Here is an 8893-nt window from a genome sequence, read left to right on the forward strand (position 1 = left end):
AACCTTGCAATCTCAACAACCCTCTCGCCCAGAAAATCGACCCCAGATCAACCGTTTGAAAGCTTCTTCACGGCCGACGCATTGGGACCTGACGGGTCGGCGGCAGTCTGAACTCTCTCAGTACGCTGATCAGGCGGGCGTCGGCCACGCGCGGGCCGTGGATCCAGTTACGGCCGGCACTCTCTCCGATATCGCGATATCGGGCAATGGCCCGATTTGGTTCATCGGCTCAACTCGAGGGTGAGGTTGGAGCCCTAATTCCCTGTATCCAGGCGTGAGGATAACGTTTTCGCCTTGCGGATTATTTGGCGTTACGGGCGCCCGACCTGGCCACAATAGCGCAGCATAGCGTGCACCGTTGATAAGCACACTTTGTGGCCGCAATGACGTCGGAAGGAGGCCGCTTTCTCGCAATTCGGCGATCAGCGGGTCCGGAGCAATGCCGCCTCGCCAACCGGGGAGGACATAAACTCCGAAGTCACGCCGTGCCGGGTTAGCCTCTGCGCCGGCTGTAAGGATCGGTCCACCCGACGGCATTGTGGGTGGTGCCAGTGGTGATGACGGTGGCCCGGCAATTCCGAAGCCCTGAAACATCGTCCCCCTCGCACGTGCCCAGTTCTCGAATTGGACCTGGTGGAAATCCCGAAGCATATCTCGCAAATTCAGCAGACGGTTACGAAACCCGCCGATCGTGGGTGCGTCGCGCCCTATGTAGTCGCGTACATAGGCTTGTATGTCCGTATCCAACGACGGCAGCGCAATGCGGTGAGCCATTGGCGGTCTGTTGGTCTCGCGGATCCACCTGAGGGAATCGCTCATATCGTCAGCGGCATGTTCGGCGCCGCGGGAGCGACTGTTCGGGAGCTTCTCAGTAAGCCAATTCCAAAAGTCCTCATAGAGTGGCAAATCCACGTCATAAGGGGCGGGTCCCCGATTGGATCTGCTGCTGTCGGTGGTATGGATGCTACCGCTATCGGTGGTAGAGCTGCGACGGCTGTCCGACGACGATGGCCTAGCCCCCTCAATGGCCTGAAACATCAAGTTCCTTTCACGAGCCCAGTTCTCAAATTGCAGGTCCCGAAGCATATCTCGCAAGTTCAGCAGGCGGTCACGAAACCCACCCATCAGCGGTACATCGCGCCCTATATAGTCAGCTGCATAGGCTTGCACGTCGGCGTCCGACGATGACAGCGCAATCCGGTCGGCCATTGGGGGTCTGTTGGTCTCGCGGATCCACGCGAGGAAGTCGTATATATCGCCTGCGGCCAGGGCGGCACCGTAGGAGCGGCGGCGCGGAAGCTTCGCAGCAAGCCAGTTCCAGAAGTCGCCATAGAGTTGCGTATCCACCTGATAGGGGCGCGGCCACTGATTGGAGCCGCTGCTGCTGTCGCTCACGCGAACCTCCGAAAAATGTGCAATTGCAGCGTTGAGACATGTTCGCTCGATCCGAAGCGCGCATGTTACGTGAGTTCGGTTGAGCCCGATGCCTTAAAATTGAAAAGCAGCGCGATTTGCCGTCGCTCCTTCGGCGATCAATCTTCCCGCAGCCCATACTTGCTCGCTGGGCCATACATGCCGCGATGACCACGAGAACTCTGACGACCACAATCATCTGGGCTTCTTGATACCCGTTCTCGCGTTCGCTCATAGAAGGCAATCGCTGAGAGACGAGAGGCTCACGCCGCGGCTCATCTGCCGCCCACGCTCTGCCGCTTGGATCCCTTTCCTTTGTCCGGCACTCCGTGGGCGTCCTCTCGCGTCGTAATGTCCGCGTCCTCGGTAGCTCTGGAGTTATCACGGCCATCCAAATCGGTTCGAAGACAGGAGACGCAATCTTCGGCGCCGCGCCTGAACTATCTTCGGCGCCGCGCCTGAACTGATCATAACGCTCCCCTCTTACGAGCGTAAGGCGCGTCGCGCCTTTCTGAGATGCTTAGGCTGGGAGAAGATATCCAATTCGAGCGCGATGCCGGGAAGTGAAACAGACCAGTCTGGAGCGTCTGTTCGGTTACGACCATTGTCGACATGCCCTTTTGCTGGGCAATTCTCAGACCCGTAACGCTATTTCCAGCGTGGTAGCAGCAAGCAGCATCGCCATTACCCGTCAAAGACGCATCTTCCAGCGTCGAATGTCGTTTGCCGATCATCTCGGGCTAGTCGGTTATTCAAAAGTAGCGGTTCTTCCCGATCGACAAATCATGTGATGCAGCAAAAGAACCTTGGGGTTTGGGCCAGCTTGACTCCTTGTGGGGTGTCTGACAGTCGCGCCGGCCTTGTCAGCTTGAGAACACTAATCTGGCAAACCGCAGCTTTTCAGAACCTGAACAGCAGCTCAAAGAGGAAATGCCCATTGGCACAACTGTTGCTATTGAAATGCAGAAACACCGATGCACAGAGTCCACGAACCGCTGGGCGAATGACGCTCGCTTTCCCTTGAACCCACGCGCATCGTTTTCGAGAAGGAAGCCCGACATATCCCCACCGTACCTGAGCCACACGCAACAGGTGCATGGGCCAGTCGATTGGGCTCACAACAATGACGCGAGGTGGCCAATGCTAGTGCCGGAGCCAATTCGAAATGCACCACCCGGCTGTCGGTCCCTTGCTGAGGGGCAAAGATCACCGCAAGATGCGTCTTGCGCTCGGAGCATTGGAGAGGCGATGAACTCTTCACAATCAAGGACGCCAGATGCACGGTTGGAACGTGCACCATGCGGCGCCAGCCAATCGCGATACCTTATTCATGGCAACGAGAAACTGACGTCGGGCTGGCTGGCCGCCTACCATTTCGCCCGCGGAACGGCGGGCTCGCTTCAGGCATCGACGCGACCGTATCGAGCCTGTCGGCGAGTTCGCCTGGTCCTCGATCGTCCCGAGTCTGCCTCCGTTGTCGGCGCTTGCTGCCGTCGTAAAACGGGTCGGGAACGTGAGATATCGTTTGCACTAGGTGTTTTGGGCTCCCAGGCGGCCCCTTGCTCCGCGGCACTGTGGCAAGCGTTGTTAGCACTGCCGCAGTTGATTTGGTGCGCCGATGACCAACGAATCCAATCTCAGCATTGACCTGGACATTCGCGGCAAGCGCAGCATTGAGCTCAACGTCCAAGGTTTCGAGGGCACGGAGTGTATTTCCTTGCCGTTTAACTACGTGATTTACGCCACGACATCGAGCGATGTCGATACCAGCTCTTTGATTGGCGAGCGCGCCACGCTGTCTGTCAAAACCGCATGTGGGCGATGGCTTGCCTCGGGCCTGTGCGCCCAAATCGAGGAACTCGACCCTACGGTGACCGACCTGCGGGTGCTCCAGTTTGTCCTGCGACCGCGCTTTGCGGTCGCCGAGCTCTCCGTTGCAAGCCGCATTTATGGCCCTGACCAACCCGTGGGTGTCGAGGACATCATCAAATTGCAGTTGGGCAAAGTGAGCATCGCAATTCCCAGCGAATACAATCTTGATCGCTATCCGAAGCGAAATTATATTGTGCAATACAACGAAAGTGATCTGACGTTCATTTCGCGCCTTTGCGAACGGAATGGAATTTTCTACTTCTTCAAGCAAGAAGAGGACGGTGAAACCGTCGTTTTTGGCGACAAGAATCTGGCCTTTCCCAACGTCAAGTTCGGCGATAAGTCGAGGATTCTTTACGCGCGCGCGCACGAGCGGCAGGCACCGCGAAGCGTCGACGAAAGCGCCGTTCGCTCGTTCCGACAGCGCCGGGTTCTCTCGACAAAGACGATCGCGTTCCGCGATTATAATGAAACGGTGCCTTCCGTCGTCTCTGTCGATCAGCAGGTCGGGCAAGGCAGCGGTTTTGTGGGCAAGGCCTCGCGCTTCGGTGGGCATTTTGCGAACGAAGCCGAAGCGACCGCCCTGGCCCGGATCCGGGTCGAACAGATCTGCGCCGGCCAGACAATGTACATCGCTCACAGCGACGCGCCGGAGCTGCGAGCTGGCGTCATCTTCGAACTCGAGGGCCATCCCCGCTTCGATGGCAAGTATCTCGTTATCGCCGCGGATCACTCGGCCTATTGCCCGGCCCCGACTGGATTCCATGCAGCCATGCAGAATGGGCGAGCCTACCAGAACATGGTCCATTGCATCCGCTCGGACGTGCCTTATCGACCGGTTGCGATGACGCCTGTGCCTCTGGGCGTCGGCCTTCACACCGCCACGGTCGATGGAGAAGCCTGGAATGGGCGGGCCGAGATTGACGACCAGGGACGCTACAGGCTGCAGTTTACATTCGCCGAGGAACTGGCGAAAGGCGCTGGCAGCGACTACGTGCGCAAACTCGAACCTTATGTAGGTCCGAATCAAACCGGCTTGCATTGTCCGTTGGTGCCAGGAACGGAAGTCATGGTCGGCTACTTGAACGGCGACATTGACCGACCAGTCGTGATCGGGGCGGTCCACAACCCCGATATGAAGGGAGGAGTGACTTCGGACACGCACTTGTTCAATCGCCTCAAGTCGCAATCTGGCGCCTCGATCGAAATCTACGACGGACCTGCGTCACCTTCTGGCGCCTTATGACCGCCTGGCGTCCAGCGACTCATGAGATCGACCCGCTGTTGGAAGCGGTCGCTGATGCGGCACGCGCAACCATCTTGCCGACAGCATCGATCGACATGCCGCCGCCATCGGCCGATGGCATTCGGTCGCAACGGCTTCGTGATGGACGAGAATTGCGCCTCAAATTGTCTACGCACTGTCTCGGGCAGGAACAACGCGGCCCTCGCGCGGTGCTAGTCTACGCGCTGAAGGGCAGTGTCGTTGTCGATAACGGCACGGGTTACGGTGTGACCGGGCGGGCCGTCCTCGACGTTGCCACGCGTGCATTTCTCGATGTCTCGTGTCAATTGAAGCACGTCGGCGCGGTTACGCCCTGACAGCTCGTTGTCACGATCGCGACGATGTCGTCGCTCGATGGTGCCGGTGTCTGGACGACCGCGCAGCGCTGTGCCGTCGGATCGGGAAGGCTCGCGATACTTGGTAGCGGATAGCCACCGCTCTTGGCATGGATTTTGCGATATCCATCGCGCCGGCGCGTGCCGGTGTATGTCAGAAAACAGGAGGGCAAAGTGTCCCTTGAAGCCTACTTGAAAATAAAGGGAAAGAAGCAGGGTGACATCTCGAAGGATGCCTCCAAGCCGGATAGCATTGGGCAGGTCGCCAAGGGTGACTCGGACAAGCAAGGGAAGATCACCGTCGTCGCTTTCACCAGTGGCATCATCGTTCCACGCGACGCGACGAGCGGTGTCGCCACGGGCGCTCGCAACCACCGGCCGGTGCTCTTCACCAAGTTCTTCGATCGTGCCTCGCCGTTGCTATGGCAGGCGCTGGCAACAAACGAGGTGCTCGAAGATGTGGTTTGCGAGTTCTATCGCACCGACCCCGGGGGAATGCCGCAGCCGCAGAACTTCTTCAAAATAAGCTGGAAGAACGCGACGTTAGTCGAAGGCAAGGCTTATGTGCCGCTGACGATCAATCCGCAGAACAATTTCTTTCAAAACATGGAAGACTGGTCCTTCACCTACAAAGAAGTGAAATGGGAGCACGTTCCCGGCAGCACCAGCGGCGAGGATAAATGGTAACCCCCCTGTCAGGTTTGCGAAGCGAAGGGCGATGACTTGGTCCGAGGCACGAGCGGGCAATGGTGGATATATTGCCCGCATCGACGCGTCCGGGCCTTCGAGGTGGTCATGCCGGGTCTGCTTCATGGCAGTGTGTGGACACGACGAGGAGTTGGTAGATTGGTCCAGCTTCGCTTAACAGAGTGTTGGATAAGCCTGCGGCATTGGCTCCTACAATGGGTGCGGTGACCAGGTGGTTTGAGCAAGCCGGGCTCATATGCTTGCGGCTCGAACATATTGTCCGACGCACAACGTAGACACGCGGCAAAAATCCACCGATTCATTTGGTGGCTTGGGATCTCGCGGTGCATCAAGTCGATCGTGTTCGGACCGAAATGTCGCGCGCGCCAAGAGAAGCCGCAATCGTGCTGTTGATCCTGCATCATGGCCGTGATTGACGAGCATGAGATGTGAATTGGGAATAACCAGCCCTGACGATGTTCGCCACTCAGCCGGCGGATCGTTCGTGAACTGCCTGACAGCTTAGCTCGATGACTGCGTTCCGCGAAATGGGCAATTCCCTTGCTTCTCTACGTTCCCGGGTTTGGCGGATCGTTGGCGAACAGGCTGGGGCAAGCGTCCTCAGTGCGCCTCACCAAGCGGACCATTCACTTGCTGCGCTTCGCTCCCAGGTTTGGCAAATCGTCGGCGGACAGGCCGAGGCCCCGAGTTCGATGACTGCGCTCCATGGAGAGCGGCATTCACTTGCTGCGGTCAGTGCCCGGAGTGTAGCAACTCCAGGTGGGAGGAGCTCTGTGGTGCGGCAGGTCGGGAGGGAAACGAATAATGAAGACGGAGGGAAAGGCAGGAGCGGAGACGGGCCAAACGTTGCGCGCGCAGTGAAATACGGATTGTATCTCGCGGGCGCGGGCTACGCCTATAATGAGGTCGCAAACAACTTCTTCCTTTCTACGACATCACTGCACGACGGGAAGAAGGGCTTCACCAGTAACGAACGGCTCAGACTGGCTCAGGCGAAGGCAAGGGAGTACTACACGTCGTATCACGCTGCCGATTCTGACACTCGGCGCCTCAATGAGCGTCCCCTCAATCCAATCCGTACCTGCGGTAACAACCTGTTCGTAACGATGATCGACTACCGGGCGGCGACCTATATACACGTTGGTCGCTTGGTGGATTCCACAGAGGCGCGCACGGCTCTTGTGCGGAACCTGAGCTGTATGAAGGGTCATCTCGTAAAGGATGAGTGCGTGGCCAAGTACAGGCCACCGAAAGTGCCGAAGGATCCGGACCTTACGAAGAGCCCGCTATACGACAAAAAGAACAAGTACGCATTGACGGGCGTGCTCAACGAGGAAACTGGTGCTTACGGCTACACCTCAAGATCAATCACGCAACCGTTCGTGAACAAGGGCATGCAGCACTTCCACGATGCCATTCAGAGCGAGAAGGGACTAACTTTCAAGCGATGTATCGAGAGGCTCGAGGCGCTGCTCGACAAGGATTGCGGTCTCGGAGAGGAGGTCCAGTTCGCGGCCGGCCAAGCCATCCTGAACTTCAGGCAGGTCTACGCTGCGGATGAGCATTGGGGACACGCTGAGAACGTCGTGATGCAGACCCTGTCGGAGCAAGGCTGGCTGTCACGGGCGGAAACCAGCAGGCTCGATGCGACTTTTATGTTTGAAGATCCAAATAAGAACCCGCTCAAACGCAACAAAAGTTGGGTTGGGCCGAATCTGCACCAACTCGACGGCTGGCTCCAGGAGAGGCGGTCGCGTCATGGTCGCGTGACAGGCGAGGAGTTGAATTACGCTAAGATGGATGACTTGAAATATCTGCCCATCGCGCACGTCAAGTTGAACGAGCAGAGCAATGGGTTCGAGGACTGCTCGGGATTGGGCGACTCGTTCACGTGCGCCAACGCGGTCGCCTGCATCAATCACGCGCGCTTGATGAGTGGCCAGCCGCGCCTTTCGAAGGAGGAGGTCGTAGTCATCGTCGCGTGTCTTAACGCCGTATACGACGATACGACGTCAATAAGGCATACGCTCCACGAGGTGGCACGAGGCTGCTTCGCTGGCGCTGGTTATGCAATCGAAGACGCGGACGAGTTCTACGAGGCAGTGTGTCGGAAAGCCGCGCAAGAGTATTACGGCGGTAGATATCTCTCGATGCAGAGTTGACGCCGTAAGGAACCGAGCATTAGCGATACGACGCTCTCGAGGCGATCAGAGCTGGAAGACGAGTTGGATCCGATCTCATTGCACAGATGCGTCCCGAGACGCTGGAGGTCGAATCCGGGAGAATGAAAAAAGCGGCTCGTTCGAGCGAACGATGAGGCGGGGACGCAATCCGCATGTCGTAATTTCAAGAAAAGACTTTGGTCGCGCTCCAAAAACGAGAAGTGGGCGATGACGGTGCCGCAGTCATCCGGAATGACGCAGTGATCGACTGCGCGGAGTATAGTTGCTTGATTTCGCGTAATAGGGCTGGCCTGTTATCGCTTGCTCGATACTGTCGCGTCATAGGGCGGTATCACCAGTGCGCTGTTTTCCGTTATCCAATTGTATCGGTTTGGGCGACAACGGGGGTTGTCGAGCCTGCGCCGCCAATTTTGGCCCGAGACCGGCTAAAGTCGTTCTTAGGATATATGATCCGCGGGCAATGGTCCTTGCGATGGCAACCGCTGATATCGCAGCCGAGGCGGGCGATGTCTTTCTGCAGATCGCGACAGGCTTCAATGCCGCCGCGCGACGGGGAGCGATCTGCAATAGGGAGCACCAGGCGACGCCCCAGTTAGGCATTTCAGCGGATCGCCGATTGCGCGTTAGGCGGGATGGCAGACCAGAGGGTATAGCGCGACAATCTGGCTGGAGTCTCACCCTGATCGCCGCCGCGCATGAGGGCTTACCCCGTGGCGGGAGTTGTCAGGTAAGAGCAACCTTTCCAGGCCGTGCTCTGCGAGCACCTTCTGCATGAGCTCACCCTTGATCTCGCGGACAATTTCGTTGCGGATTCGGGCTCGGATGGGCGGGTCGGCGTCGCTGGTCGGCTGATGATCAGCCAGCCGTTGCGCCAATCGGCTCTCCAACTCCTCGCCCATCCGGCCTTCGCAGCATAAGCTTCGGGTGCGATGCGGCTCACCAGCGTGTCCCAAGGCTGCCAGCGGGTTGCCAGGAAGTCGGCGAACTCCGCCGCCTCCTAGTTGCGCACGGACGTCTTAGCCGCGGCAAGATCGTCCTCGGTGACGTAGGAGACCCTCACGAAGCGCACGTATAGCGCGACATGTATGGAACGGCCC

6 protein-coding genes are annotated in these 8893 nt (G+C 58.2%); 5 read left to right on the forward strand and 1 reads right to left on the reverse strand.

Translation table 11 applies throughout. From position 1 onward, the window contains the following. Positions 1 to 129 precede the first annotated feature (129 nt). Positions 130 to 1395: a hypothetical protein gene (locus tag H8A95_RS22870; RefSeq protein ID WP_229167539.1), complete on the reverse strand. Its 1266-nt coding sequence runs from the start codon at positions 1393 to 1395 to the stop codon at positions 130 to 132. 581 nt (positions 1396 to 1976) lie between these two features. On the opposite strand from H8A95_RS22870, the gene H8A95_RS22875 reads away from it, so the two are divergent. The 5 genes from H8A95_RS22875 (at position 1977) to xopAG (ending at position 7775) form a co-directional block, all read left to right on the forward strand. Further along, positions 1977 to 2204 (forward strand): hypothetical protein, encoded by a 228-nt coding sequence (locus tag H8A95_RS22875; RefSeq protein ID WP_229167538.1) that lies wholly within the window; start codon positions 1977 to 1979, stop codon positions 2202 to 2204. A gap of 827 nt (positions 2205 to 3031) precedes the next feature. Continuing rightward, positions 3032 to 4531: a type VI secretion system Vgr family protein gene (locus tag H8A95_RS22880; RefSeq protein WP_229167537.1), complete on the forward strand. Its 1500-nt coding sequence runs from the start codon at positions 3032 to 3034 to the stop codon at positions 4529 to 4531. Beyond that, a complete protein-coding gene (locus tag H8A95_RS22885) occupies positions 4528 to 4887 on the forward strand; it encodes a hypothetical protein (RefSeq protein ID WP_229167536.1) in 360 nt (119 codons plus the stop codon). The genes H8A95_RS22880 and H8A95_RS22885 overlap by 4 nt, the downstream gene beginning before the upstream one ends. 192 nt (positions 4888 to 5079) lie before the next feature. Next, complete coding sequence (locus tag H8A95_RS22890; protein WP_229167535.1) at positions 5080 to 5592, forward strand: Hcp family type VI secretion system effector; 513 nt, start codon at positions 5080 to 5082, stop codon at positions 5590 to 5592. A gap of 797 nt (positions 5593 to 6389) precedes the next feature. Continuing rightward, positions 6390 to 7775: a XopAG/AvrGf1 family type III secretion system effector gene (gene xopAG, locus H8A95_RS22895; protein ID WP_229185128.1), complete on the forward strand. Its 1386-nt coding sequence runs from the start codon at positions 6390 to 6392 to the stop codon at positions 7773 to 7775. Positions 7776 to 8893 lie beyond the last annotated feature (1118 nt).

Source organism: Bradyrhizobium oropedii, from assembly GCF_020889685.1.
GTDB lineage: Bacteria > Pseudomonadota > Alphaproteobacteria > Rhizobiales > Xanthobacteraceae > Bradyrhizobium > Bradyrhizobium oropedii.

What these genes read in the sequence shown, in the direction of transcription:
- H8A95_RS22880 (WP_229167537.1), top strand. Translation starts at nt 3,032, where the DNA reads ATGACCAACGAATCCAATCTCAGCATTGACCTGGACATTCGCGGCAAG.
- H8A95_RS22885 (WP_229167536.1), top strand. Translation starts at nt 4,528, where the DNA reads ATGACCGCCTGGCGTCCAGCGACTCATGAGATCGACCCGCTGTTGGAA.